This window comes from Caldovatus aquaticus, assembly GCF_019458025.1.
GTDB classification, from domain to species: Bacteria; Pseudomonadota; Alphaproteobacteria; order Acetobacterales; family Acetobacteraceae; genus Caldovatus; species Caldovatus aquaticus.
Genome location: NZ_JAHZUY010000048.1, coordinates 1 through 25,355 on the forward strand (window position 1 = coordinate 1; position 25,355 = coordinate 25,355).

Consider the following 25,355-nt stretch of genomic DNA (forward strand, 5'->3'; position numbering starts at 1 on the left):
ATGCTTCAATCGCCTCAAGCATTTCCGCCGCATCGCCACACGCTTCGACAAGCTCGCACGCAACTACCTCTCCACCGTCGCCCTCGCCGCCATCCGGCTGTGGACACGGTTTGAGTCCAGGACCTAGAGCGGATCGCGGACAGCCGGGAACGGCCGGGAGCGGGAATCCGCCCGCCAGACAACGCGCCGGAGCCGTTGCCGCGCGCACGGCCGAGCGGAAACGGCGCTAGCGCGCGGATTCAGCGGGCCGCGGCGGCGCGGTGCCGGCGGCGGCGCACGCCGCCAAGCGCGAGCAGCAGGAGTCCGACCGCGGCGAACGGCACCCAGCTCGGCAGGACCAGGACCGGCAGCAGGACGTCGTCCCACAGCCAGGGCGCGAGGTGGCGCTGCACCCCGGCCTGGAACGTGTTCAGGAAGGGCGGGTAGAGGCGATAGATCGCCTCGCCGAGCGGCGCCGACGGCCCGAGGACGCCGGCGGGAACCGCCGCGAGCAGCAGGAACGCGATGCCGAGCGCGATCGCCGCCATGCCTGCCGCTCCGCCCGGCCGGCGCGCGCTACGCCCAGAGGCGTTCATGCTGCAGGTTGACGTAGAGATGGGCGACGAACTCCCCGTAGCCGTTGAAGATCCGCGTCGGGATGCGCTCGTCGGTGCCGAGAACCCGTTCGGTCGCCTGGCTCCAGCGCGGGTGCGGCACCTCGGGATTCACGTTGGCCCAGAAGCCGTATTCGTTGCCCTGCACCGTCTCCCAGAAGCTCCTCGGGCGCCGGTCGGTCAGGGTGATGCGCACCAGCGACTTGCCGGACTTGAAGCCGTATTTCCAGGGGAAGTGCACGCGCAGCGGCCCGCCGTTCTGCGGCGGCAGCGGCTTGCCGTAGGCGCCGACGACCAGGAAGGCGAGCTCGTTCGCCGCCTCCTCGATGGTGCAGCCCTCGATGTAGGGCCAGGGGTACCAGCTCTGGCGCAGGCCCGGCATCACGCCGGGAATCGCCGCCGTCTCGAACCGCACGTAGCGCGCGGCGGCGAGCGGGCGCACGCGATCGAGCAGGGCGGCGAGCGGGAAGCCGGTCCAGGGCACGACCATGGACCAGGCCTCGACGCAGCGCAGGCGATAGATACGCTCCTCGATCGGCATGGCGGCGATCAGGTCGTCCAGGCCGAACTCGCGCGGCTGCTCGACCAGGCCCTCGACCCTGACGGTCCAGGGACGCAGCGGCAGGCGCCGGGCCGCCGCGGCGATCCCCTTGTGGCTGCCGAACTCGTAGTAGTTGTTGTAGGCGGTGGCGTAGGGCTCCGGCGTGACCGGGCGCTCGGCCTGGTAGCGCGTGTTGCGCGCCGCCGGTGGCAGGGGCGGGACGGCGGCGCCCTGCGGCTGGCCGCGCGCCGGGCGGACGATCGTGGCCGCGGTCGCCGCGGCGAGGCCGCCGGCGAGCCCCAGGGCGGCGCGGCGGTTCAGGACGACCGCCTCGGGCGTGACCTGATGCTCGGGGATCTCCCATCCACGCCGGATGCGGATCAGCATGCGGGGGCCTCCTCGGGGCTCGGCGGGCTCGGCCAGACAGATCGGGTCCGCGCCGGCGCGGTCAAGCGCCGGGCGGCGCCTCGCCTCGGCCTCCCTCCCCTGGCGCTGCCGCGCGCGGGCGCGGCAGGCGGGCGGCGGGCGGCAGGGCCGGGCCGGTCTCGACGCGCCAGAGGCGGTAGCGCTCCGCCTCCACGCCGCGCCGGGCGCGCACCAGGGTGATCCCGAGCGGGGCCGCCCCGGGCCACAGCGGGGGCCCCTCGCCGCGGCGTTCGCTGCGCACCAGCACGCCGGTGGCGCCGGGTGGCGGCGGGGGCAGGGAGAACAGCCGCCAGCGCGCCTCCAGGGCGACGACCGTCACGCCGGGCGGCAGGCGGAAGGCGAGCTCGCTGGCGAGGCCGTACTCCTCGGCGGCGACGAACTCCGCCCCGGCGGCGGCGCGCGCGGCCTCGACGGCGGCGGCGAACTCCGCCCAGCCGCCGAGGCGCGCCAGGGTGGGGTCGGAGCGGCGCGGCAGCGGCAGGGGCGCCGCCGCGGCCTGGAGATAGACGAGCGCGGTCAGCGCCGCGCCGAGCACGACCGCCGGCACCCGCAGCCGCGCCCAGCGCGGCCCGAGCAGGCAGGCGGCGGCGATGCCCGCCGCCGGGTAGAGGATCGCGGGCCAGTTGCCCTGCACGCGGCTGCCGAGCGACTGCCAGACGAACAGCAGCGCCCCCGGCAGGACGAGGGCGGCGAGCAGCAGGGCCGCGCTGGCGCCTCCGCCGTCGCGCCCGCCGCGCGCGCCGGGCCAGGCGCGGCGCAGCGCGGCGGCGGCGCCGGCGGCGCAGAGCAGGAACACCAGCGGCGTGGCGAGGCCGATCTGGCCGAGGACCAGCTCGCCGAGATGACGCAGGGCGAGTGCGCCGCCCCCGGCGCGGCCGCCCTGCTTGGCGAAGCTCGCCCAGCCGTGGGCCGCGTTCCACGCCAGCACCGGGGCGAAGGCGGCGAGCGCCAGGACCCCGCCCGCCCAGAGCTGCCAGGCGCGGAACCAGCGCCGCGCCGGCGGCGAGAGCAGCAGCCACAGCAGGATGCCGAGGCCGAGCAGCGCGGCGGTGTACTTGCTCGCGAGCGCCGCGCCGGCGGCGAGGCCGACGAGCAGCCACCAGCGCGCGTCGCCGTCGCGGTGCAGCCGCGCCAGCGCCCACAGCGCGAGGGTCCAGAAGAACAGCAGCGGCGTGTCCGGCGTCATCACCACCGCGCCGACGCCGAGTGCGAGGGTGGCGTTGAGCAGCGCCGCCGCCCACGGGCCGCAGCCGGGCCGGTCCGGGAACAGCGCCGCCGCCGCGCGGGCGAGCAGCACCGAGCCGAGCGCGACCGAGAGCGGCCCGAGCAGGCGGACGCCGAGCGGCGTCTCGCCGAGCAGAGCCGTGCCGGCGGCGATCCACAGCGCCACCATCGGCGGATGGTCCAGGTAGCCGGGCTGCAGATGGCGCGACCAGACCCAGTAGTAGGCCTCGTCCGGCGCCAGCGGGACGAGGGCGGCGAGGAGCAGGCGCAGCCCCGTCGCGCCGAGCAGCAGCAGGGCCCAGACGCTCATGCCGCCGCGCCCGTCATCGCGCGCGCCAGACCAGGGTCGAGGAGACGGCGTAGTTCCACACCAGGGTCAGCAGCGCGCCCGCCGCCCCGGCCACGCCCCAGTCGAGGATGCCGTCGCGCAGCAGCAGGCGCGCGATGCCGACATTCGCCGCGGCGCCGATGCCGCAGACCAGGTAGAACAGCAGCAGCCCGCGCACGAGGCGCGGCCCCCGCAGCCGCTGGTCGCGGTAGGTGATGCGGTTGTTGAGCAGGAAGTTCGCCGTCATGGCGGCGAGCGTCGCGCTCCACTGCGCGGCGTCGAACCCGAGCGCGAGCGGCCCGTGCGCGAGGGAGAGCACGGCGAGATGGACGCCGAGCCCGACCGCGCCCACGGCGGCGAAGGCGAGGAAGCGCAGCGGCACCGCCCCGCCGAGGGCCTTGTGCAGCAGCAGGCCGAGGAACTCCACCAGCACCAGCGCGTCGAGCTTGCTCTCGCCGGCGGCGCGGGCGCGGAAGCGGTAGGGCAGCTCGAGCACCCGCGGCGGCCGCGGCGCGGAGAGCAGCAGGTCGAGCAGGATCTTGAAGCCGGTGGCGCTGAGCCGCGGCGCGAGCTCCTCGGCCAGCGGCCGCGGCAGCATGAAGAAGCCGCTCATCGGATCGGCGACGCGCACCGGCAGCAACGCGCGGGCCAGCGCGGCGCCCGCCCGCGAGACGGCGCGGCGCAGCGGCGAAAGGCCTTCCGCCGCGTCGCCGCCCGCGACATGGCGGCTGCCGACGACGACCTCCGCCCGGCCCTGCTCCAGCGCCTCCAGCATGCGCGGCAGCAGCGCCTCGTCGTGCTGGCCGTCGCCGTCCATCACGGCGACATAGGGGGCGGCGCTCGACAGCATGCCCTCGACGCAGGCCGAGGCGAGGCCGCGCCGGCCGACGCGGCGGATGCAGCGCACCCGCGGATCGCGCGCCGCGATCTCCTTGGCGATCGCGGCGGTGCCGTCGGGGCTGTCGTCGTCAACGAAGATCACCTCCCAGGCGACGCCCGCGAGCGCGGCGGCGAGGCGCTCGACCATGCGGGCGACGTTGGCGGCCTCCTGGTAGCAGGGGACGATCACGGACAGCCGCGGGGGCAGGCGCGGCGGCGCGGTCGCGGAGGCGGGGGCGGCGTCGGGGAGGCGCATCGCGGGCAGGGTGTTCCACGGCCGCGCCGGCGGGGCAAGCAGGCGCCGGCGCCGCCGCGCGCTTCCGGCGCGGGTGCCGCGAAACGCGTGAAACGCGGCGACCGCCGCGGCGGCATCATGGCGAAACATGCCGCCGGTATGACGGCAGGCATCGGATCGCGACGGACCGGCGGGATCGGCGGATGAGCGGGGACGAGGGCAAGGCGGCGGCGGCCGCCGCCGGGCTGTGGCTGCGGATCAGCGGAGCCTGGCTGGCGGCGGGCGGCGCCGCACGATGCCGCGCCGCGGCCCGGCGCCTGCCCCTGCCGCGGCCGAAGGTGCGCCCCGGCATCACCCCGCCGTGCCGGCGCTTCCCCGATCACGCACTCGCACGGAGGGCTTCCTCATGGCGCGCATCGACATCTGGTTCCTGCTGCTCGCGACGCTCTGCCTGACGACCGGCGTCTCGCTCGGGATCGTCATGGGCATCCGGCACGACTTCGCGCTGGCGCCCGTGCACGCGCACACGAACCTGGTGGGCTGGGCGTCGCTCGCGCTGTTCGGCCTCACCTACCGGGCCTGGCCGGGCCTGCGCGAGGGCTGGTCGGCGCGGCTGCACTTCGTGCTCAGCGCGCCGGCGGCGGTGCTGTTCCCGGCCGGGATCTACCTCGCCATCCTGCACGGGGAGCCGCTGCTCGCGATCCTCGCCTCCTTCCTCTGGCTCGGCGGAGTGCTGACCTTCCTCGGCAAGCTGGTGCGGCTCGCCCGCACCGCGACGGAGGAGGCGACCGAGGCGGCGCCGGCGCCCGCCCTGCCGATGCCGGCGGAGTGAGGCGCGGGATGCGGCGGCGCGGCCGCGTGGCCCGCGCGCCGTTCCCGCCCGGACGGGTGCGCGGCGACGGCTTCGCCCCGTCGAGGGCGCCGCCCCGGCGCCTGCCGCGCGGAGCCGCGCTTCCGGCCGGTCGCGGCCCTCCGCGATCCGGCCCTACTGGGCCGTGTAGCCGCCGTCTATCACCAGCTCGGCGCCGGTGACGAACTTCGACTCGTCGGAGGCCAGGTAGAGGATGCCGTAGGCGACGTCCTCCGGCTCGCCGAGGCGGCCGAGCGGGTGCAGCGCCTCGGTGCGGCGGCGCGCCTCCGCCGGGTCCTCGTGCTGGGCGAAGGCGCCCTCCGCCAGCGGCGTGCGGATGTAGCCGGGATGGACGGAGTTCACGCGCACGCCGTTGCCCTCGCGCGCGCAGGCGAGGGCGGCGGACTTGGTGTAGAGCCGCACCCCGCCCTTGGAGGCGGCGTAGGCGCCGCTCCGCGTCCCGCCGACCAGGCCGAGGATCGAGGAAAGGTTGACGATCGAGCCGCCGGGCCGCGGGCGGTTGCGCTTCATCGCCCGGATCGCGTGCTTGGTGCCGAGGAACACGCCGTCGAGGTTGACCGCCATCACCTGGCGCCAGTCCTCGAGGCCCTGCTCGTCGGGCCGGCATGCCGGCCCGCCGATGCCGGCGTTGTTGACCAGCACGTCGAGCCGGCCGAAGCGGGCGAGGGCGGCGGCGATCACCCGCTCCCACGCCGCCTCGTCGGCGACGTCGTGGGCGAGGAACAGCGCCTCGGCGCCGCCGGCGCGGATTTCGGCGGCGACCGCCTCGCCCGCCGCGGCGTCGAGGTCGGTGAGCACGACGCGCGCGCCCTCGCGCGCGAGCAGCCGCGCGGTGGCGGCGCCGATGCCGGAGGCGGCGCCGGTGACGATCGCGACCTTGTCCTGCACGCGTCCGGGCATGGCGGCTCCCCCGGTTCAGGCGGTGGCCGGCACCGGCTCGACCGCGTAGCTGTCGAGCGGCGGGACGCTGCGGATCATGCGCCGCTCGTGCAGGAAGCGCGTGAAGCGCTCGTAGCGGTTGCGGTCGAGCGCGCCGGGGGAGAGGGAGAAGCGCGTCAGCGTGTCGCGCCAGGCGCGGCGGTTCAGCTCGTTGTCGAGCTCGCGCCGCGGGCCGGCGATGAACATGCGCCAGGACTCCTCGGGGTTGTTCACCAGGAAATGCGTGGCGGAGTCCACCGCGTCGATGAAGCGGCGCATCAGCGGGTCGCGTGCGCGGTCACGGTGCGCGACGTAGATCAGCTCGTCCCAGACCGGCAGGCCGTGCTGCTCGGGGAAGAAGGGGCGGCCGGGGCGGCCCTCGATTTCGAGCTGGTTCAGCTCGAAATTGCGGAAGCCGCCGACGATGGCGTCCACCTGGCCCGACATCAGCGCGGTGGAGAGGCCGAAATTGACGTTGACGAAGCGCACGTCGCGCGCCGAGAGGCCGACCCCCTCCAGCATGGTGCCGACGAAGATCTCCTCGAAGCCGGCGACGGAGAAGCCGATGCGCCTGCCGCGCAGGTCGGCGAGGGTGCGGATCGGCCCGTCGCGCAGCACGGTGAGGGTGTTGAGCACGGTGGCGACCAGCGTGCCGATGCGCACGAGCGGCAGGCCCTGGTCGAGCGCGAGCGGCAGGTTCTTCTGGTAGTAGACCGCGATGTCGCCCTGCTTCGCCGCGACCAGCTTCGGCGGGTCGGAAGGGTCGGCGGGGGCGACGATGCGCACCTCCAGCCCCTGGCGCGCGAAATGGCCGCCCTCCTGGGCGACGATGATCGGCGCGTGATCCGGGTTGACGAACCAGTCGAGCAGCAGGGTGAGGCGTGCCGGCGCCGCTGGCGCGGCCTGCGGCCGGGCGGCGGGCTGCGCCGCGGCGGCGCCGGGCAGCAGCAGCGACGAGGCGGCGAGCGCGGGCAGGGCGCGGCGCGGGATCTCGGCGGTCATGGCGTGGTCTCCCCCTCGGAGATGCGGTCCGGTTGCCAGGGCAGGACGGCGCGCAGCGCCGCATCGAGCGCGAACCACAGCGCGAGGGCCATGGCCGCCAGCACGAACAGCGCGGCGAACATCAGGTCGGTCTGGCTGCGGCCGTTGGCGTGCAGCATCAGGTAGCCGAGGCCGGCCGAGGCCCCGACCCACTCGCCCACCACCGCGCCGATCGGCGCGACGGCGGCGGCGACGCGCAGGCCCGAGGCGAGGGCGGGCAGCGCCGCCGGCAGGCGGATGCGCAGCAGGATCGCGCGGCGCGAGGCGCCCATGGTGGCGGCGAGGTCGAGCCAGCCGGGCTCGGCGCGGCGCAGCCCGTCGTAGAAGGCGGAGGCGACGGGGAAGAAGATGATGATCGTCGCCATGGCGATCTTGCTCGCCATGCCGAAGCCCATCCACAGGGTGAGCAGCGGCGCGATGGCGAACACCGGCACCGCCTGGCTGGCGAGCAGCACCGGCAGCAGCCAGCGCCGCGCCGGCGGGAAGGCCATCAGCAGCAGCGCCGCCGCCACGCCGAGCCCGGCGCCGAGGGCGAGGCCGAGCAGGATCTCCTGCAGCGTGATCCAGGCGTGGCCGAGGATGATGTCCCACCGCTCCGCCAGCGCGGCGGCGACGCGGGCGGGAGAGGGGAGGATGAAGTGCGGCTGGTCCGTCGCCCAGACGAACAGCCACCAGCAGGCGACCAGCCCGGCGCCGGCGAGGAGCGCGCGCGCGGCGGCCCGGCCGGGGCGCGGCGCGGCACGGCGCGCCGGCCGGGGCGCGGCGGCCTCGGCGACGGCGCTCATGCCGCCTCCGCCGTCGCCTCGGCGAGGCTCTCGAGCAGCGCCCCCTGCGCCGTCAGCACCGCGACGTCGTGCGCCTCGCGCGGCGGCGCCGCGGCGGGCACGGGAACCTCGACCGGCACCGCCGGGCTGCCGCGCAGCACCAGAACGCGATGGGCGAGGCGCATCGCCTCGAGCGGGTCGTGCGTCACCAGCAGCACGGTGCGGCCGGCGAGCAGCCGCGCCGCGAGACCCTGCAGGCGGTGGCGCGTCGGCGCGTCCACGGCGCTGAAGGGCTCGTCCATCAGGACAAAAGGCCGGTCCTCCATCAGTGTGCGCGCGAGCGCGGCGCGCTGGCGCATGCCGCCCGAAAGCTCGGCGGGGCGGGCCCGCTCGCGACCGGCGAGGCCGACCGCCTCGATCAGCCGCAGCGCCCGGGCCCGGTCCGGCGCCTCGCCGCGCAACCTCGCGCCGAGCATCACGTTGCCGAGCAGATCGAGCCAGGGCAGCAGCAGGTCCTGCTGCGCCATCCAGGCGAGCCGCCCGGCGACCGGCCCGCCGTCCGCGGCGGCGATGCGCGCGCCTGCGGGCGCGGGCAGGAGGCCCGCGACCATGCGCAGCAGCGTGGACTTGCCGGAGCCGGACGGGCCGAGGAGGGCCGTCGTCTCGCCGCCGCGGAGCTCGAGCGCGAAGGCGCCGAGCACCGGGACGCCGGCGAAGGCGAAGCCCGGGATCCGCAGGGAAAGGCCGGGGGAGGGAGGGGAGCGGCCGCAGTCCATCGTCCCTTCGCCGGTCCTAACCGGATCAGGTTCCAGGGGTCGCGGGCCCCGTGCCCGCCTCTCAGCCCGCAGGGGGCTCCCCCCGATGCCGGGTCCGGTATGGGCCGGGCGGCGGTGCCTTGCAAGGGCCGCCCGCGCGGCCGCCCCGTTCGCGCGCCGCCTCCGCGCGGGTCGCGGCAGCGAAGGAGAGACGGGACGCACCGGCATCCCGCTGCCGTCCCGCTGCAGCGCCGGCGCAGGCGGCGCCGCGCGGCGCCGAGGTCGGCACGACGCGCCACGACCCGGCGCCGGGGGAGGCGCGGCGTGCGGCGGCCGGGACGACCGAGGGGTGGGGAGGCGGGGAGGACGCCGGGCCGCTGATCCGGCGCGGCCACGGCGTCATCCGGAGCGGGTCTCCGGCGTCGCCCTCGGCGCTCCCGCACGGATCACGGGGGCGATCGCGCGGGCGAGGGGATACAGGACGGCGGCCGCCCGGCGGCCGGCGTCACCAGCGCAGCGAAGGCGCGGTTGCCGTGCCCTTGCGGAGCTGGCTCTCGCGCAGGACGCGCTCGTGGCCGTCTGCGGCGCTCTTCACCCGGTATTCGCGATCGGGCCCGTCATTCGGCAGCAGGCGCACCACCGTGTAGGTGCCGCGCGGGACGTTGCCGTCGCCCTTGCTCGGCACGAACTCGACGCTCTGCCCGACGGCGAAGCTGTGGCGTGGCATGGCGACTCCCGCTGTTGTGGGTGCGGAACCCGGGGCGGCGTCGCCGCCGCCCCGGGCCGTTCCGATCGCCTCAGAGCCGGCGCAGGTTGCCAGCCGAGAACTTGCCCTGCTGGCCGCGCTGGACGTCGTATTCGACCCGGTCACCCTCGTTGAGGCTGGCGATCCCGGCGCGCTGCACGTCGGAGATGTGGACGAAGACGTCCTTGGAGCCGTCCTCGGGCTGGATGAAGCCGTAGCCCTTCGAGGCGTTGAACCATTTTACGGTGCCAATGGCCATGATGATGTTCCGATCAACACGGAGTGCCGCCGAGCGACATTGCGCGGCGGGCCAACGATTCGATGTGGAGCGGACACCAGGCCGACGCTCGGCAACGAGCTTCGAGGACCGGCCGAACCAAACGAGTTGACTTCGCCAATATAAGGTCGGAACGCGCCGCCGCAAGGCCGGAGGGAAGGCAAGGAAGAAAAGAGCGCGCGGCGGTCCCGTGCGCCCGCGCGGGCCGTCTCCGGGGGCCCGCCGCTGCGGCGGGCGGCGCAGGGTCGGCGGCAGGAGGCGAAGGAGAGGGTGGCCTCCTCCGGGCGGCGAGGAGCCGCGGCGGCTTCTCCGGAACGGCGCGGCACGGCGGGCGTTGGCCGTGCGGGACGCGCCCTCTGCCGGCGCGAGCGCGGCAAGCGCAGCAGCGGAGGTGTCCGCCATGGCCATCGAGATGAACAGCGCCGCCTGGACCGCGGAGCAGGACGACACGTGCTGGCCGCCCCGGTCGTCTGGGGCGAGTTCGCGGACGAGGCGGCGGTGCAGGCAGCGATGGCGCGCCTGGAGGCGGACGGGATGTTCCGGCGCGAGGAGGTGCTGATCCGCTGGCCGGGCGAAGCGGCGGCCGAGGCGCCGGTCGGCCCGCCCGATGAGGACCCGAAGGGCGCCGATGCGCGAAACCAGCGGCAATTGTACGTCGGCGCCGCGATGGCGGCGACCGGGGTGCTGGCGGCAGGCGCGGTCGTCGCGAGCGGCGGCGCGGCCCTTCCCGCCGCTGCGGCCGCGGCCGCCGCCGGGGCGACGGGAGCGGCGGGCGAGGCGATCGGGGCATCGCTCGATCCGGCCTCGACCGGCAATCCGCCCGCGGGGGCGGAGGCGGAAGGTCCGCTGCTCGGCCTCCGGGCGAGGACGGCCGAGGGCCGTCAACGGGCCGAGGCGTTCCTGCGCGCCCGCGGCGCGCGACGGATCCACGTGCAGGAGACGCGCGCGGGCTGAGCCGGGCGCCCGGGCGGAAACGGGACGCGCGCCGCGGAGGGGATCTTCCGCGCCGCGCGCCGCCTGGCGTCAGATCGCCTTCAGGTTGGTCGCGGCGGCCTTGCCGCGCTCCATCGCGATGTCGTAGCTGACGCGCTGACCCTCGTTGAGGTTCTGGAGGCCGGCCTTCTGCACGGCGGTGATGTGGACGAACACGTCCTTGCCGCCGTCCTGCGGGACGATGAAGCCGAAGCCCTTGGTTGCGTTGAACCACTTCACGGTGCCGATCGCCATGCGATGCGGGCTCCTCTTTCTGGAGCCGCGCGGGCGCCCATCGCCTGCGCGGATCAACCGGGTCTCAAGGACGCAATGGGGGCACCCGGTGATCCGGAGGCACGGCACGGCGAGCCAAGAGCGGTTGGCCCGGACATTGGCGCAGATCGGCGGGGCGGAGTCAACGACGCCGGGGGCTCGCCGGCTTCACGACCTGCCGAACCGTGCGCGCGCAGCGAAAGGGGCGGGCCTTGCGGCCCGCCCCTTCCTGTCCGGCTTCCGCTCGGGCGGCGGGGCGTCCCCCGCCGCGGCGATCAGAAGTCCATGTCGCCCATGCCGCCGCCGCCGCCGCCGGCCGGAGCGGTCTTCTTCTCCGGCCGCTCGGCGACCATCGCCTCGGTGGTGATCAGCAGGCCGGCGACCGAGGCGGCGTCCTGCAGCGCCGTGCGCACGACCTTGGTCGGGTCGATGATGCCCGCGGCGACGAGATCCTTGAACTCGTCGGCCTGGGCGTCATAGCCCCAGTTGTAGGTGTCGTTGCGCAGCACCTCGCCCGCCACCACGGCACCGTCCTTGCCCGCGTTCTCGGCGATCTGGCGCAGCGGCGCCTGGATCGCGCGGCGGACGATGTCGATGCCCATCTGCTGGTCGGGGTTGTCGCCCTTCATGCCCTCGAGCACCTTGGTGGCGCGGGCGAGCGCGACGCCGCCGCCCGGCACGATGCCCTCCTCGACCGCGGCGCGGGTCGCGTGCAGGGCGTCGTCCACGCGGTCCTTGCGCTCCTTCACCTCGACCTCGGTGGCGCCGCCGACGCGGATCACCGCCACGCCGCCGGCGAGCTTGGCCAGCCGCTCCTGCAGCTTCTCGCGGTCGTAGTCCGAGGTGGTCTCCTCGATCTGCGCCTTGATCTGCTCGCAGCGGGCCTTGATCTCGTCCTTGCGGCCGGCGCCCTCGATGATCGTGGTGTTCTCCTTCTCGATCCGCACCTTCTTGGCGCGGCCGAGCATGGCGAGGGTGACGTTCTCGAGCTTGATGCCGAGGTCCTCGCTGATCACCTGGCCGCCGGTCAGGATCGCGATGTCCTCGAGCATCGCCTTGCGGCGGTCGCCGAAGCCCGGGGCCTTCACCGCCGCGACCTTGAGGCCGCCACGCAGCTTGTTGACCACGAGGGTGGCGAGCGCCTCGCCCTCGACGTCCTCGGCGATGATCAGCAGCGGCCGGCCGGACTGCACCACCGCCTCGAGCAGCGGCAGCATCGGCTGCAGGGCGGAGAGCTTCTTCTCGTGGATCAGGATGTAGGGGTCATCCAGCTCGGCGACCATCTTCTCCGCGTTGGTGATGAAGTACGGGGAGATGTAGCCGCGGTCGAACTGCATGCCCTCGACGACGTCGAGCTCGGTCTGGATGGACTTCGCCTCCTCGACCGTGATGACGCCCTCGTTGCCGACCTTCTCCATCGCCTGGGCGATCATCTCGCCGATCTCGCGCTCGCCGTTGGCGGAGATGGCGCCGACCTGGGCGACCTCGGCCGAGGTGGTGATCTTCTTGGAGCGCGCCTTCAGCTCCTCGACCACCCGGGACACGGCCTTGTCGATGCCGCGCTTGAGGTCCATCGGGTTCATGCCGGCGGCGACCGCCTTGGCGCCCTCGCGCACGATCGCCTGGGCGAGCACGGTGGCGGTGGTGGTGCCGTCGCCGGCGACGTCGTTGGTCTTCGACGCCACCTCGCGCACCATCTGCGCGCCCATGTTCTCGAACTTGTCGGCGAGCTCGATCTCCTTGGCCACCGTCACGCCGTCCTTGGTGATGCGCGGCGCGCCGAAGCTCTTGTCGAGCACGACGTTGCGGCCCTTGGGCCCGAGCGTGACCTTCACCGCGTTGGCCAGGATGTCCACGCCGTGCAGCATCCGCTCACGGGCATTGGCGCCGAACTTGACGTCCTTCGCTGCCATTGTCTGTTACCTCGGTACCGTGGGTGTCGGGAAGGAAGAGGTCAGGCGGCCTTCTTCGCCGCGGCGGTGTCCTCGAGGATGCCCATGATGTCGGACTCCTTCATGATCAGGAGCTCCTCGCCACCGATCTTGACCTCGGTGCCCGACCACTTGCCGAAGAGGATGCGGTCGCCCGGCTTCACGTCGAGCGGCACGAGCTCGCCCTTCTCGTTGCGCACGCCCGGACCGACGGCGAGCACCTCACCCTCCTGCGGCTTCTCCTTGGCGGTGTCGGGGATGATGATGCCGCCCGCGGTCTTCTCCTCCGCGTTGACGCGGCGGACGAGGACGCGGTCGTGCAGGGGACGGAACTTCATCTCGGTCCTCTCCTGTAAGCCTGATCCGGTCGTGATGAATGCCTCTGCTGCGCCCTGCCGGGGCCGGCCCGGCGGGCGTTAGCACTCCCCCAAGAGGAGTGCCAGCGATCTAGGATGCGCCGCGAAGGGCGTCAAGCGGGAGCAGCATCCCGTGGCGGTGAGTGCTAAATCCTTGAACTTTAAATATTTTTCTTGCCGCCCCCCCGCGGGGCCGTGGCATCATCGCTCCATCGAAGCCCGCTCGTTGGCCACCGCGTCCGGAAGCCCGTGACCCCGCTCCCTCCCCCGACGGACCGCCGACCTATCGCCGCGCACGCGCCGCCGCCGGAGGAGCGCCGGCTCCGCCGTCCCGTGAACCGAGGAGCGACTCGCAAGTAAGAGAGCCCGACCATGCTGATGCACTGCCCGGCCAGTCTCGTCAGGATCCCCGATTGGCGGCTGACCACGGCCGAGATCCTCTACCACATGCCCGACCACCCGGGCGTGCTGCAGACCTTCGTCTGGCAGAAGGTGGATCTCGCGCCGCATTTCCCGGAGCTCAGCCGGTTCCTCGACTTCTGGCGCCGCGAGATCGAGGGGCCGCTGCATTCCGTCCGCGTCGCCTCCGCGGCGCTGACCAGGCCGGCAGAGCTGCGGTACGCCAACGGGGTGTTCACGCTCCACTGAGGCGCCGCCGGCGGGGGGCGGCGGCCGGTCAGTCCGGCGCGCCCTCCCCCAGCGCCCGCGCCGCGCGGTGGCGGCGCAGCAGCCGCAGGCCGATCGCGACCGAGGCGGCGAACAGCGCCGCCGACAGGGCGAGCTGCCACGCCCCCTCCACCCGCACGCCCTTGCCGAGGAGCGCGAAGACCAGCGTCTGCGGCAGGTAGCCGAGCGCCGAGGCGGCCAGGTAGGGAAGCGCGGCGACCCCCGTCATGCCCGCGAGCAGGTTGAGCGCGAGGTTGTTGCCGACCGGCAGCAGGCGCAGCGCCAGGGTGGCGCCGAACGGGCTGTAAGCGAGCACGTCGCGCAGCGGCCGCAGGCGATGGCCGAAGCGCCCGGCGAGGCGCCGCTCCGCCCAGCCGCGCCCGACCAGCCGGGCCCAGTAGAAGGAGAGGGCGCAGCCGAGGAGCTGCGCGACCAGCGCGAGGCCGGTGCCGGCCGCCGCGCCGAAGGCGTAGCCGCCGAGGAAGGCGATGCCCTGGCGCGGCACGCCGGCCGCCGTCGCCAGCGCCCCCATCGCGACGAACGCCGCCTCGCCGAGCGCGCCCTGCCCGCGGACGTGCCGGTCCACCCACGCGGTCCCGGGCGCCGCGCCGAGGCCGCGCAGCACCAGGCCCGCCGCGGCCAGGCCGCCGGCGAGCGCGAGCAGCCGCAGGATGGCGGCGCGGCGCTGCCGCCGGGCCGGGTCGCCGCCGTGCCGTCCGGCCGCTTCCCTGGGGCCGGGGCACGGGCCCGCCGCCGGCCGCGGTCTCATGCCGGCCGGGCGGGACCGTCGCCGCCGCCCGGCGAGGAGGCCGCCAGAGGCTCGGCCTCGGGCCGCTTCCAGCGGCGCTGCAGCCAGGCGACGCCGACCAGGTCGAACAGGCTCACCGCCAGCCGGTCGAGCGTGCCGTAGTTGCTCCGCCCCCGGGTGCGCGGCCGGTGGTTGACCGGCTCGCTCACCACCCGCCCGCCCTGGCGCAGCACCAGCGCGGGGAGGAAGCGGTGCATGTGGTCGAAGTGCGGCAGCTCGAGGAACAGCGCCCGCGGGAAGACCTTGAGGCCGCAGCCGGTGTCGGGCGTGGCATCGCCGAGCAGTCGGGCGCGCACGGCGTTGGCGATGCGGCTGGTGACGCGCTTGAGCCGGCCGTCGCGGCGCCGGGTCCGGTGGCCGGCGACCAGCACGGCCGGCGGCGCGGCGCCGCCGGACGCGGCGGCCTCGGCCTCGGCGCGGGCGAGCAGGCGCGGGATGTCCGCCGGATCGTTCTGCCCGTCGCCGTCGAGGGTGGCGATCCAGACGCCGCGCGCGGCCTTCACCCCGGTGACGATCGCCGCGGACTGGCCGCAGCTCGTCCGGTGGCGCAGGGCGCGCAGCGGCGCCCCCCCCTGCGCCGCGGCCTCGCGCAGCCGCTGCGGCGTGTCGTCGGTGGAGCCGTCGTCCACGTACACGATCTCGCAGGCGAGCGGGCCGCCGGGGGCCGCGGCCAGGGCGGCGCGGATCTCGGCGACCAGCGGCAGGATGTTCGGCCCCTCGTTGCGCACCGGCACCACGACGGAAAGCAGCGGCGGCCGACGGCAGGCCGGCATGGCGGCGGCCGGTTCCGGTGCGGGGCGGGGGATGGCGGGGGGCAGGGATCGCGGCGCCTCGGGCTGCGCGCGCGACTCGGCGCCGGGCGGGGCGGACATGCGGAGCGGCGGTTAGCAGGAGCGGGGGCGGGGGGACAAGCGCGGGGCGGCGGCGCGGCGCTCCTCGCCGAAAGCCGCGCGGGGTGCGCGGTGCGGCCGCGCCCCCTATACTGGGCCCATGCCCTTCGACACCCGTCCCATGCCGCCGCAGCCGCCGGGCATGGGCGCGGCGGTGGCCGTGCCTGGCGCCGGGCCCGCGGACGCCGCGGCGCGCCGCCGGATCGGCCGCTGGCTGCTGCTCGTCTGCCTCATGGTCTGGATCATGGTGGCGCTCGGCGGCGCGACGCGGCTGACCGGCTCGGGCCTGTCCATCATGGAATGGGCGCCGCTCTCCGGCACCCTGCCGCCGCTCTCCGAGGCGGAGTGGAACCGCCTCTACGACCTCTACCGCACCATTCCGCAATACGCGCTGGTCAACCAGGGCTTCGGGCTCGAGGGGTTCAAGCGGATCTTCTGGCTGGAATGGGTGCACCGGCTGTGGGGGCGGCTGATCGGGCTGGCCTATGCGCTGCCGCTGCTGTGGTTCTGGGCGCGCGGGCGCATCCCCGCCGGGCTCAAGCCGCGCCTCCTGCTGCTGCTCGCGCTCGGCGGGCTGCAGGGGGTGGTCGGCTGGGTGATGGTGGCCTCCGGCTTCGAGCCGGACCGGACCACGGTCTCGCCCTACCGGCTGGTGGCGCATCTCGGACTCGCGCTGCTGCTCTACGCGGCGCTGCTGTGGACGGCGCTGTCGCTGCTGCAGCCGGCAGCGCCGGCGGCGCGGGAGGAAGAGGCCGCGGGGACACGGACGCTGCGCCGCTGGGTGCGGGTCGCGGCCGGGCTGGCGCTGCTGACCATGCTCGCCGGCGGCTTCGTCGCCGGCCTCCGCGCGGGCCTCGACTACAACACCTTCCCGCTGATGGAGGGCCGCCTGGTGCCGCGGGGCTACTGGTGGCTCGAACCCGCCTGGCGGAACCTCACCGACAATGTGGCGGCGGTGCAGTTCAACCACCGCCTGCTCGCCACCCTGACGCTCGCGGCGGCGGCCGGGGCCGCGGTCGTCGCCTGGCGCGGCGGCCGCGGCGCGGCGCGGGAGGAGGCGGCGCGGCGGCGCCGGCTGGCGCTCGGCCTGCTCGGCGCGGTGGCGCTGCAATACGCGCTCGGCGTGGCGACGCTGCTGCTGGTGGTGCCGGTCTGGCTCGGCACGCTGCACCAGGCGGCGGCGGTGCTGGTGCTGACCGTGGCGCTGGTCGCGCTGCACGCGCTGCGGCCGGCGCGCGCCGCGCCGGAGGCGGCCCGGTGAGCGGCGGGCCCGCCGCCGCGGCGGCCGCGCTCGCCGAGCCCGCGCTGCGCACGGCGCTCGACGCGATGCCGCACCGGGTGGTGGTGGTGGATGCGGCGGGGCGCGTGGTGCTGGCGAACGCGGCGGTGTGGGAGGGGCTCGACCTCGATCCCGCCCTGGCGCCGCCGGGGACGCCGTTCCGCGACTTCGTGCGGCTGGTCGCCTTCCGCGGCATCTACGGGCCGGGCGACCCGGAGGAGCACGCCGAGGCGGCGCTGCGGCTCGACCGCAGCATCGTCTCGCGGCGGGTGATGCGCGACACCGACGGGCGGGTGTTCGAGCTGTACTCCGTGCCGATGGCGGGCGGCGGCTTCGTCGTCAGCGCCGTGGAACTCACCGCCCACCTCGCCGCCGAGCGGGAGGCGGCGGCGCGGGCGCGGCGCCTGGAGCGGGTGCTGCAGCAGCTGCAGGGCGGCGTCGCGCAATACGACGCCGGGCAGCGCCTGGTGCTGTCCAATCCCGCCTACGCGGAGCTGATCGGGCTCGACCGCGACGATGCGCGGCCGGGGCTGACCCTGGCCGAGGTGCTGCGCAAGCTGGCGGCGGCGGGCGAGTTCACCAACGCGGAGGCGGAGGCGATCGTGCGCCAGCGCGCCGCGGTGGACCGTTCGCGCCCGACCACCTACCAGCGCGTGCGGCCGAGCGGGGAGGTGCTGCGCTTCCGCAGCCAGCCGACGCCGGATGGCGGCTTCCTGATCGAGGTGACCGACGTCACGGCGCTGAAGCGGGCCGAGGACGAGGCGCGCCGACGCGCCGCCCTGCTCGACGGGGTGCTTGAGGCGCTGCCGCACGGGGTGGCGATCTGGGGCCCGGACCGCCGCCTGGCCGGCGTCAACTCCGCCTACCGGCGGATCATGCACGACACGCCGCTGGCGATCGGAGACAGCCTCGAGGAGGTGATCCGCCGCCGCGCGCGGGCGGGCGAATACGGGCCCGGCGATCCCGAGGAGCGGGTGCGGGAGGAGCTGGCCCGGCACGCCAGGGGCCCGCGGAGCTGGTGGCGGGTCCGCCCCGACGGCACGGCGATCGCGGTGCGCACGGCGCCGCTCCCGGATGGCGGCTCGATCTCGGTCGTGACCGACGTGACCGAGCTGCATCGCGCCCGCGAGGAAGCGAACCGGCGGGCGGCGATCCTCTCGGTGATGCTGGAGAACACGCGCCACGGCATCTGCCTGTTCGACGCCGAGGGCAAGGTGGTGGCGGCCAATGCGCTGGCGGCGCGCATGACCGGGCTGACCCCCGAGGAACTGGCGCCGGGCCGCAGCCTCGAGGATCTGCGCCTGCTGCAGCTTGCCCGCGGCGAGTTCGGCGAGGGCCCGGCCGCCGCCACCTGGTTGGCGGCCCGGCCGGGGATCGCCGAGGGGCGGCGCTACGAACGCACCCGGCCCGACGGGACGGTGCTCGAGATCACCACCGAACCGACGCCGGACGGCGGCTTCGTGCGCACCTACACCGACGTCACCGCCGACCGCCGCGTGCAGGGGGAGCTGCGGCGCGCCAAGGAGGCGGCGGAGGAGGCGAGCCGGGCGAAGTCGCGCTTCCTCGCCATGATGAGCCACGAGCTGCGCACGCCGCTGGCCGCGGTGATCGGCTTCTCCGAGGCGCTGCTGGCCCAGCCGGGCGGCACGCCGGAGGCGCGCGAGTTCGCGCGGGCGATCCACGACGCGGGGCGGCACCTGCTGTCGCTGATCGAGGACGTGCTCGACGTGGCGCGGGCCGGAACGAGCGGGTTCCTGATCGCCGAGGCGCCGTTCGATCCGGCGGCGCTGGCCAAGGAGGTGGCGCGGGTGATGCAGCAGGCGGCGGGGGCCGCGGGGCTCTCGCTCGAGCTGCGCGTGGAGCCCGGGCTGCCGAGGCTCCGGGCCGACGAGCGGCGCTTGCGCCAGGTGCTGCTCAACCTCATCTCCAACGCCGTGAAGTTCACCCCCAGGGGCGGCAGCGTCACGCTCTCGGCGGCGATCGAGCCGGCGACGGGCGATCTCCTGTTCCGCGTCGCGGACACCGGCATCGGCATGCCGCGGGAGGACATTCCGCGCGCCTTCGAGCCGTTCACCCAGCTCGACGATTCGCTGGCGCGACGGTTCGGCGGCTCCGGGCTCGGCCTGCCGCTGTCGCGCGCGCTGGTCGAGGCGCAGGGCGGCGGGCTGACGCTGGAGAGCGCGCCCGGGGCGGGCACGGTCGCGACGGTGCGCCTGCCGCGCGCGCGGCTGCTGCCGCTCGGGACCCGGCCCGAACCGCCCGGCGGGCCTGCCGCGGAAGGAGCCATGCCGGCATGACCACGATCCCGACAGACGCGCTGTCCGCCACCGACGCGCTGTTTTTCGCCGGCCCGGACGGGCTCGACCGGGCCGTGGCGGAGCGGCTGCTGGCGGAGGCGACGGCGGGGAGCGAGGACGGCGAGCTGTTCCTCGAATATCGCGAGAGCGAGTCGCTGTCGCTCGAGGACGGACGCATCCGCGCCGCCTCCTTCGATGCCATGCGCGGTTTCGGGCTGCGCGCGGTGCTGGGGGAGGCGGCCGGCTACGCGCATGCGGCCGAGCTCTCCGAGGCGGCGCTCCGGCGCGCCGCGGAGACGGTGCGGGCGGTGCGCCAGGGGCGCAGCGGGGTGCTGGACGTGGCGCCGCGCCCGACCAACGCGCGGCTCTATTCCGACGCCAATCCGCTCTCCGGCATGGGGTTCGAGGCGAAGACGGCGCTGCTCGCGGCGGTGGACGCCTATGCGCGGGCGAAGGATCCGCGCGTGGTGCAGGTGATGGCCTCGCTCTCGGGCGAGTGGCAGGCGGTGCAGATCCTGCGCCCGGACGGCATGCGCGTTGCGGATCTGCGGCCGCTGGTGCGCTTCAACGTGACGGTGGTGGTCGAGCGGGGCGGGCGGCGCGAGAGCGGCACCTTCGGCGCCGGCGGCCGGTTCGCCTACGGGCGCGTGGTGCACGAGGCGGGCTGGAAGGCGGCGGTGGACGAGGCGCTGCGCCAGGCGCTGGTCAATCTCGAGAGCGTGCCGGCGCCGGCGGGGGAGATGGAGGTGGTGCTCGGCCCCGGGTGGCCGGGCATCCTGCTGCACGAGGCGATCGGGCACGGCCTGGAGGGGGACTTCAACCGCAAGGGGACCAGCGCCTTCGCCGGGCTCATGGGGCAGCGGATCGCCGCGCCGGGGGTGACGGTGGTGGACGACGGGACGATCCCGGACCGGCGCGGCTCGCTGACCGTGGACGACGAGGGGACGCCCTCGCAGCGCACGGTGCTGATCGAGGACGGCATCCTGGTCGGGTTCATGCAGGACCGCCAGAACGCGCGGCTGATGGGCGCGCGGCCGACCGGGAACGGCCGGCGGCAGAGCTTCGCGCACATCCCGATGCCGCGGATGACGAACACGGTGATGCTCGCCGGGCCGCACAAGCCGGAGGAGATCATCCGCAGCGTCAAGCGCGGGCTCTACGCGGTGAATTTCGGCGGCGGGCAGGTGGACATCACCAGCGGCAAGTTCGTGTTCAGCGCCTCCGAGGCCTACCTGATCGAGGACGGCAAGGTCGGCGCGCCGGTGAAGGGGGCGACGCTGATCGGCAACGGACCGGACGCGCTGACCCGGGTGACGATGGTCGGCGACGACCTGGCGCTCGATCCGGGGATCGGGACCTGCGGCAAGAACGGGCAGGGGGTGCCGGTCGGCGTCGGGCAGCCGACGCTGAAGCTGAGCGGGCTGACGGTGGGCGGGACGGCGGTCCGGTAGGTCGTCCTGGAGACAACCCTCTCCGTTCCCGGGGAGGGCGGAGGGTCGTCGCCATGCTGGAAGTCAGGCTTTCCGCGCCTCTCGCCGCGCCCGCCGACCGGGTCTGGGACGTGGTCGGCGATTTCGGCGGCATGGCCCGCTGGCATCCGTTCGTCCGGGAGAGCGTGCTCGAGCCGGCGCCGGGCGGCGTGGGCCGCCGGGTCCGCGTCGTCGGCGGGACGGGCGAGCCGCGGGAGCTGACCGAGCGCCTGGTCCTGTACGACGCCGCGGCGCGGCATCTCGCCTATGCCATCGTCGCCGGGCCGGCCCCCTTCAGGAACTACGTCGGCCATTTCCGCATCCTCGCGGACGGCGCCGACCGCTGCGTCTGGGACTACCGGGGCACGTTCGAGACCGCCGAGGGCGCAAGCGAACGCGACGCGATCGAGCGCGTGCGCAGCTTCTACGAGGCCGCGCGCGAGAATCTGGAAAGCCTGTTCGGACGCTGACGCGCGCGCGGTTCGCTCTCGGCTACTGGCTCGCCCAGACGATGCGGTGCATCCAGGCGATCTCGGGCAGCTCGAAGCTGTAGCTGGGGTGCGCCGGGTTGAGGCTGGCGAGCTCGACCCGGCGCGCCGACTGGCGGCGCAGCTCCTTGGCCATCACCTCGCCCTTGCGGGTGCGCACCACCACGCGGTCGCCGCGCCGCACCGGGGCGGCCGGCGAGACGATGACGATGTCGCCGTCGCGGAACACCGGCTCCATCGAATCGCCGCTGATCTCGAGCGCGTAGGCGTTGGGGTCGCCGATCTCCGGCACCGCGATCTCGTCCCAGCCGCCGCCGACCGGATAGCCGCCGTCGTCGAAGTAGCCCTCGCCGCCGGCCTGGGCGAGGCCGATCAGCGGGATGCGGCGGGCCGCGCCGCCGCCGCGCCCGGCACCACGCGAGAGGGCGGAGGCGGCGCCGGTGACGAGCGCGGCGAAGGCGTCGAAGCTGGTGTTGGTGGCGCTCAGCACCTTGGCCACGCTCTCGGTGGAGGGCCAGCGGGCGCGGCCGTCGGCGCCGATGCGCTTGGACGGGTTGAAGGCGGTCGGATCGAGCCCGGCCTTGCGCGCGAGGCCGGAGGCGGAGAGGCCGTGCTCCGCCGCGAGCGCGTCTATGGCGCGCCAGATGTCGTCATGCCTCACCGTGAGGCCTCCCCCCTGGGATGCGATGGGCCGGATGGGCAGAATATCCTAGACCGGCGCCCCCGGTTCAATAGGAACATATGCACAATCGGGCTTGCCAGGGGCGACAACCGGTGGTTATGTTCGTTAAATGTTCCACCCGCCGGAGGACCCCGACCGAGCATGGCCCGCACCGCCCCCCGCGCCGCGCCGCACGCCAGCCTCGCCCCGCTCGCCAAGGCCGTCCCGTTCGCCAGCGCCGAGGAGGCCTGGTTCTGGACCATGGCCGCGCTGGTCGCGCGCCGCGACGGCGCGCGCATCGTCGCCAACGCCGGCCGCACGCCGCGGCCCTGCGAGCCGGACGACGTGGTGAAATGTCTCGACCGGCTCTACCGCCAGCGCCGCGTGGACCTCGTCCATGCCCGCATCCTGCGCATCTGGGGCGAGCGCGGCGTGGCGCCCGATCCGCGCGCGCCGCGCGAGCGCTCCGACTGGCGCCTGTGGCGCGAGGCGCTGGACCGGCTGGAGTGGCCGCTCCGGGTGAAGGGGATCGTCGCGTGAGCGGCGCCACGGCGGTTCCGCCCGCAGCGGGGCGGCGGCCGGGCCGGTTCTCCCTGGTGTCCGCCGGCCGGGCGCGCCTTGCGCATCGGCGCGCGAGCGGCGCCGCCGCGGCCGCGCCGCCGGCCGGGGAGGGGGCGCCGCAGCAGGTGTGGATCGCCTTCGGCGGCCGGGCGGACCAGCCCTGGCTCCGGCTGCTGCATCCGGGGTTCCGGCACTGCTTCGCGGCGCTGCGCGAGGCCGATGGGAGCTGGATCGTGCTCGACCCGCTGTCCGGGCGGCTCGTGGTGACGCGACTCGACCTTCCCCCCGGCTTCGACCTGCCGCGCGCCTGGCGGCGGGCCGGCTTCGCGGTGCTCGGGCCGTTCGCGCCCGGGCCGGCGCGGCCGCGCCTCCTGCCGCCGCTCGCGCCCTTCACCTGCGTCGCGCTGTGCCGGGCGCTGCTCGGCGCCGGCGCGCCCTTCGCGCTGACGCCGCGCGGGCTGTTCCGGCGGCTGCGGCGGCGGATCGCCGGCCTAGGAAAAAAATCTTGACGCCTCCCGCCGCCCCGGTGTAGCGTCCTCCCGTCAAGGCCCGAACTGCGCCTTGGCCTTCCTCCCGTTCCCTGGGCTCCCTGCGCGGGCCCGGCCGCCTCCGCCGAGGCGGCCGGGCCCGCGGCCTTTTCCGGGGGCGGGGGTCGCCTGTCCGGTTGCAGGCCAGCGGGGGGGAGCGCACGCCCCTGGCTGGCCCTTTACGCGAACCGCCGCCGGCCGCGTCGTCGCCGGCCGCCGAGGAGGGCGGGCGCGCCGCATGAGCCCCGCCGACATCCTCGCCCGCCTGCGCCGCGCGCAGGAGCGCCGCCGGCCGCTCGAGCCGCTGTGGCAGGACTGCTACGACCACGTGCTGCCGCCGCCCGGCGGCGGGCCGGCGCTGTTCGACGCGACCGCGGCCGATGCGGTCGAGCAGCTCGCCGCCTCGCTGCTCGCCGAGCTCGCGCCGCCCTGGTCGCGGTGGTTCGGCCTCGCCCCGGCGCGCGAGATCGGCGACACGGCGGAAGGCGCCGCCGCGGCGCGCGCGCTCGAGGAGGCGGCGGAGACGCTGCAGGGCCACCTCGACCGCTCGAACTTCGCGCTCGAGCTGCACCAGGCCTTCCTCGACCTGGTGATCGCCGGCACCGGCGTGCTGCTGGTGGAGGAGGCGCCGCCCGGCGAGGCTTCGGCGCTGCGCTTCGCCGCCGTGCCGCTGCGCGAGGCGGTGCTGGAGGAGGGCCCGTCCGGCCGGCTCGACGTCGTGTTCCGCACCGCGCGGCTCCCGGCGGCGGCGATCCGCGCGCGCTGGCCCGGCGCGGCACTGCCGCGCGCGCTCGCCGCCGCGGCGCGCGAGGCGGCCGACGACGCGGCCGCGCGCCATGCCGTGGTCGAGGCGGTCTGGCCCGACGCGGCGCAGGGCTACCGCTACGCCGCCGTGCTCGACCTGCCGGGCGAGCCGCCGGTCGGCCTCGCCGAGGGGCGTTTCGCCGAGAGCCCTTTCATCGCCTTCCGCTGGCTCAAGGCGCCGGGCGAGACCTACGGGCGCGGGCCGGTGGCGAAGGTGCTGCCGGACATCCGCACCGCCAACAAGGTGGTCGAGCTGGTGCTGAAGAATGCCTCGATCGCCGCCACCGGCATCTGGCAGGCCGAGGACGACGGCGTGCTGAACCCGGCGACGGTGCGGCTGGTGCCGGGGGCGATCATCCCCAAGGCGCCGGGCTCCTCGGGCCTGACGCCGCTCGCCGCGCCCGGCGACTTCGACGTCTCGCAGCTCGTGCTCGACGACCTGCGCGCGCGCATCCGTCGCGCCCTGCTCGCCGACCGGCTCGGCCCGCTGCGCGACGCCGCGGCGCGGATGACGGCGACCGAGGTGATCGAGCGCAGCGCCGAGGCGGCGCGGCTGCTCGGCGCCACCTACGGCCGGCTGCAGGCCGAGCTGCTGACGCCGCTGATCGCGCGCTGCCTCGCGATCCTGCGCCGGCGCGGCGAGGCGCCGCCGGTGATGCTCGACGGGCGCGAGGTGCGGCTGCGCTACGCGAGCCCGCTCGCCCAGGTGCAGGGGCGGGCGGACGCGGCGAACACGCTGCTCTTCCTGCAGGCGGTGCGCGGCCTCGGCGCGGAAGGGGCGGCGCAGGTGGACACCGCCGCCGCCGCGCGCTGGCTCGCCCGCACCCTCGGCGCGCCGGCCGAGATCCTGCGCCCGCTTCCGCCCCCCATCCCCAACGCGATTGAGGAGTGACCGCCCGCATGGCCGAGGACCTGCTCGAGACCGCGCTCGCCGGAGGCGGCGAGGCGGCGCCGGCGACGCCCGCCGCCCCGCAGCGCCCGGACGGGGTGCCGGAGAAGTTCTGGGACGCCGAGCGCGGCGCGGTGCGCCTCGAGGCGCTGCTGAAGTCCTACCGCGAGCTGGAGCGGCGCCTCTCGCAGCGCTTCGCCCCGCCGCCCGAGGACGCGCCGGAGGAGGAGAAGCGGCGTTTCCGCCGCGCCCTCGGCGTGCCGGAGCGGCCGGAGGACTACGCGATCGAGCCGCGCCACGAACTGTGCGGGCCGGATCCCGAGATCAACGCCCGGCTGCACGCGGCCGGCTTCACCTGCGCCCAGGCGCAGCTCGTCTATGACCTGGCGGCGGAGCGGCTCCTGCCGCTGCTCGCCGAGGCCGCGCAGGCGCTGGAGACCGAGCGCGCGCTCGACCGGCTGCGCGCGCATTTCGGCGGCGAGGAGCGGTTCCGCCGCGTCGCCGCCCAGCTCTCCGCCTGGGGCAAGGCGAACCTGCCCGCCTCGGCGTTCGAGGCGCTGGCCTCGACCTACGAGGGCGTGCTCGCGCTGCAGAGCATGATGGAGAAGGGCGAGCCGGCGCTGGCGCGCGAGGCGGAGGGCGGCGACGCGCCCGACGAGGCGGCGCTGCGCGCGCTGATGCGCGACCCGCGCTACTGGCGCACGCGCGAGCCGGAGTTCGTCCGCCGCGTGACCGAGGGCTTCCGGCGGCTCGTCGGCGGCGGCGCCTAGGGCCGGTCGCGGACGGCCGAAACGGCCGGGAGCGCGGAACGGCCCGCCCTTCGCGCTCTCCCTCCGCCTCCTTCGCGGCGGGGCTCGAGCGGCCCTTCTCCCTCCCCGCGCCGCTCG

General features: G+C 75.5%; 27 protein-coding genes and 1 riboswitch. Of the genes, 11 read left to right on the forward strand and 16 right to left on the reverse strand.

Annotated elements, in window-relative coordinates:
* Window positions 1-239: 239 nt before the first annotated feature.
* The 4 genes from K1J50_RS14350 to K1J50_RS14365 all read right to left on the reverse strand — a co-directional run bounded on the left by K1J50_RS14350 (window position 240) and on the right by K1J50_RS14365 (window position 4,247).
* Window positions 240-527: a hypothetical protein gene (locus tag K1J50_RS14350; RefSeq protein WP_220118449.1), complete on the reverse strand. Its 288-nt coding sequence runs from the start codon at window positions 525-527 to the stop codon at window positions 240-242.
* Between the two features lie 28 nt (window positions 528-555).
* Complete coding sequence (msrP, locus tag K1J50_RS14355; protein ID WP_220118450.1) at window positions 556-1,521, reverse strand: protein-methionine-sulfoxide reductase catalytic subunit MsrP; 966 nt, start codon at window positions 1,519-1,521, stop codon at window positions 556-558.
* Window positions 1,522-1,582: 61 nt separating this feature from the next.
* Window positions 1,583-3,094, reverse strand: coding sequence for a glycosyltransferase family 39 protein (locus K1J50_RS14360; RefSeq protein ID WP_220118451.1), 1,512 nt, complete (start codon window positions 3,092-3,094; stop codon window positions 1,583-1,585).
* A 13-nt stretch (window positions 3,095-3,107) separates the two neighbouring features.
* Window positions 3,108-4,247, reverse strand: a complete 1,140-nt coding sequence (locus K1J50_RS14365; RefSeq protein ID WP_220118452.1) for a glycosyltransferase — start codon at window positions 4,245-4,247, stop codon at window positions 3,108-3,110.
* Window positions 4,248-4,632: 385 nt separating this feature from the next.
* On the opposite strand from K1J50_RS14365, the gene K1J50_RS14370 reads away from it, so the two are divergent.
* The gene (locus tag K1J50_RS14370; RefSeq protein WP_220118453.1) at window positions 4,633-5,058 is read left to right on the forward strand and encodes a hypothetical protein; all 426 of its coding nucleotides are present in this window, start codon (window positions 4,633-4,635) and stop codon (window positions 5,056-5,058) included.
* 153 nt (window positions 5,059-5,211) lie between these two features.
* On the opposite strand, the gene K1J50_RS14375 is transcribed toward K1J50_RS14370, so the two are convergent.
* The 6 genes from K1J50_RS14375 to K1J50_RS14400 form a co-directional block, all read right to left on the reverse strand.
* Entirely contained in the window at window positions 5,212-5,997 is a 786-nt protein-coding gene (locus K1J50_RS14375; RefSeq protein ID WP_220118454.1) for a glucose 1-dehydrogenase, read from the reverse strand.
* A gap of 15 nt (window positions 5,998-6,012) precedes the next feature.
* Entirely contained in the window at window positions 6,013-7,017 is a 1,005-nt protein-coding gene (locus K1J50_RS14380) for an ABC transporter substrate-binding protein (protein ID WP_220118455.1), read from the reverse strand.
* A complete protein-coding gene (locus tag K1J50_RS14385) occupies window positions 7,014-7,841 on the reverse strand; it encodes an ABC transporter permease (RefSeq protein ID WP_220118456.1) in 828 nt (275 codons plus the stop codon). The genes K1J50_RS14380 and K1J50_RS14385 overlap by 4 nt, the downstream gene beginning before the upstream one ends.
* Entirely contained in the window at window positions 7,838-8,596 is a 759-nt protein-coding gene (locus tag K1J50_RS14390) for an ABC transporter ATP-binding protein (protein WP_220118457.1), read from the reverse strand. Before K1J50_RS14390 ends, K1J50_RS14385 begins: the two co-directional genes overlap by 4 nt.
* Window positions 8,590-8,684, reverse strand: a riboswitch (TPP riboswitch). Its footprint overlaps the gene before it by 7 nt.
* Before the next feature lie 396 nt (window positions 8,685-9,080).
* Window positions 9,081-9,302, reverse strand: coding sequence for a hypothetical protein (locus tag K1J50_RS14395; RefSeq protein ID WP_220118458.1), 222 nt, complete (start codon window positions 9,300-9,302; stop codon window positions 9,081-9,083).
* A 70-nt stretch (window positions 9,303-9,372) separates the two neighbouring features.
* Window positions 9,373-9,579 (reverse strand): cold-shock protein, encoded by a 207-nt coding sequence (locus K1J50_RS14400; protein ID WP_220118459.1) that lies wholly within the window; start codon window positions 9,577-9,579, stop codon window positions 9,373-9,375.
* 468 nt (window positions 9,580-10,047) lie between these two features.
* On the opposite strand from K1J50_RS14400, the gene K1J50_RS14405 reads away from it, so the two are divergent.
* Window positions 10,048-10,551: a hypothetical protein gene (locus K1J50_RS14405; protein WP_220118460.1), complete on the forward strand. Its 504-nt coding sequence runs from the start codon at window positions 10,048-10,050 to the stop codon at window positions 10,549-10,551.
* 69 nt (window positions 10,552-10,620) lie between these two features.
* On the opposite strand, the gene K1J50_RS14410 is transcribed toward K1J50_RS14405, so the two are convergent.
* The 3 genes from K1J50_RS14410 to groES form a co-directional block, all read right to left on the reverse strand.
* Entirely contained in the window at window positions 10,621-10,824 is a 204-nt protein-coding gene (locus K1J50_RS14410; RefSeq protein ID WP_220118461.1) for a cold-shock protein, read from the reverse strand.
* Between the two features lie 293 nt (window positions 10,825-11,117).
* The gene (gene groL, locus K1J50_RS14415) at window positions 11,118-12,755 is read right to left on the reverse strand and encodes a chaperonin GroEL (protein WP_220118462.1); all 1,638 of its coding nucleotides are present in this window, start codon (window positions 12,753-12,755) and stop codon (window positions 11,118-11,120) included.
* Window positions 12,756-12,796: 41 nt separating this feature from the next.
* Window positions 12,797-13,111 (reverse strand): co-chaperone GroES, encoded by a 315-nt coding sequence (gene groES, locus K1J50_RS14420; RefSeq protein ID WP_220118463.1) that lies wholly within the window; start codon window positions 13,109-13,111, stop codon window positions 12,797-12,799.
* Window positions 13,112-13,501: 390 nt separating this feature from the next.
* On the opposite strand from groES, the gene K1J50_RS14425 reads away from it, so the two are divergent.
* A complete protein-coding gene (locus K1J50_RS14425) occupies window positions 13,502-13,777 on the forward strand; it encodes an usg protein (protein ID WP_220118464.1) in 276 nt (91 codons plus the stop codon).
* Window positions 13,778-13,805: 28 nt separating this feature from the next.
* On the opposite strand, the gene K1J50_RS14430 is transcribed toward K1J50_RS14425, so the two are convergent.
* Window positions 13,806-14,564, reverse strand: coding sequence for a TVP38/TMEM64 family protein (locus K1J50_RS14430; protein WP_220118465.1), 759 nt, complete (start codon window positions 14,562-14,564; stop codon window positions 13,806-13,808).
* On the reverse strand, window positions 14,561-15,376 hold the full coding sequence (locus tag K1J50_RS14435; RefSeq protein ID WP_220118466.1) for a glycosyltransferase family 2 protein: 816 nt from the start codon (window positions 15,374-15,376) through the stop codon (window positions 14,561-14,563). Before K1J50_RS14435 ends, K1J50_RS14430 begins: the two co-directional genes overlap by 4 nt.
* Window positions 15,377-15,635: 259 nt before the next feature.
* Here K1J50_RS14435 and K1J50_RS14440 point away from each other — a divergent pair, with 259 nt between their 5' ends.
* From K1J50_RS14440 to K1J50_RS14455, 4 genes are read left to right on the forward strand one after another with little or no spacing between them, the layout of a single operon-like run.
* Window positions 15,636-16,754 carry a COX15/CtaA family protein gene (locus K1J50_RS14440; RefSeq protein ID WP_220118474.1) on the forward strand — a complete coding sequence of 373 codons (1,119 nt, stop codon included), beginning with the start codon at window positions 15,636-15,638 and terminating at the stop codon, window positions 16,752-16,754.
* The gene (locus tag K1J50_RS14445) at window positions 16,751-19,069 is read left to right on the forward strand and encodes a PAS-domain containing protein (protein ID WP_220118467.1); all 2,319 of its coding nucleotides are present in this window, start codon (window positions 16,751-16,753) and stop codon (window positions 19,067-19,069) included. Before K1J50_RS14440 ends, K1J50_RS14445 begins: the two co-directional genes overlap by 4 nt.
* Window positions 19,066-20,520 (forward strand): metalloprotease TldD, encoded by a 1,455-nt coding sequence (gene tldD, locus K1J50_RS14450; protein ID WP_220118468.1) that lies wholly within the window; start codon window positions 19,066-19,068, stop codon window positions 20,518-20,520. Before K1J50_RS14445 ends, tldD begins: the two co-directional genes overlap by 4 nt.
* 53 nt (window positions 20,521-20,573) lie before the next feature.
* Window positions 20,574-21,008, forward strand: coding sequence for an SRPBCC family protein (locus tag K1J50_RS14455; RefSeq protein ID WP_220118469.1), 435 nt, complete (start codon window positions 20,574-20,576; stop codon window positions 21,006-21,008).
* 22 nt (window positions 21,009-21,030) lie between these two features.
* On the opposite strand, the gene K1J50_RS14460 is transcribed toward K1J50_RS14455, so the two are convergent.
* Window positions 21,031-21,687, reverse strand: a complete 657-nt coding sequence (locus K1J50_RS14460; RefSeq protein WP_220118470.1) for a S24 family peptidase — start codon at window positions 21,685-21,687, stop codon at window positions 21,031-21,033.
* A gap of 162 nt (window positions 21,688-21,849) precedes the next feature.
* On the opposite strand from K1J50_RS14460, the gene K1J50_RS14465 reads away from it, so the two are divergent.
* The 4 genes from K1J50_RS14465 to K1J50_RS14480 all read left to right on the forward strand — a co-directional run bounded on the left by K1J50_RS14465 (window position 21,850) and on the right by K1J50_RS14480 (window position 25,238).
* The gene (locus tag K1J50_RS14465) at window positions 21,850-22,227 is read left to right on the forward strand and encodes a hypothetical protein (protein ID WP_220118471.1); all 378 of its coding nucleotides are present in this window, start codon (window positions 21,850-21,852) and stop codon (window positions 22,225-22,227) included.
* Window positions 22,224-22,757, forward strand: coding sequence for a hypothetical protein (locus tag K1J50_RS14470; RefSeq protein WP_369413613.1), 534 nt, complete (start codon window positions 22,224-22,226; stop codon window positions 22,755-22,757). The genes K1J50_RS14465 and K1J50_RS14470 overlap by 4 nt, the downstream gene beginning before the upstream one ends.
* Before the next feature lie 256 nt (window positions 22,758-23,013).
* A complete protein-coding gene (locus tag K1J50_RS14475) occupies window positions 23,014-24,471 on the forward strand; it encodes a portal protein (RefSeq protein WP_220118472.1) in 1,458 nt (485 codons plus the stop codon).
* 8 nt (window positions 24,472-24,479) lie between these two features.
* Complete coding sequence (locus K1J50_RS14480) at window positions 24,480-25,238, forward strand: capsid assembly protein (protein WP_220118473.1); 759 nt, start codon at window positions 24,480-24,482, stop codon at window positions 25,236-25,238.
* Window positions 25,239-25,355 lie beyond the last annotated feature (117 nt).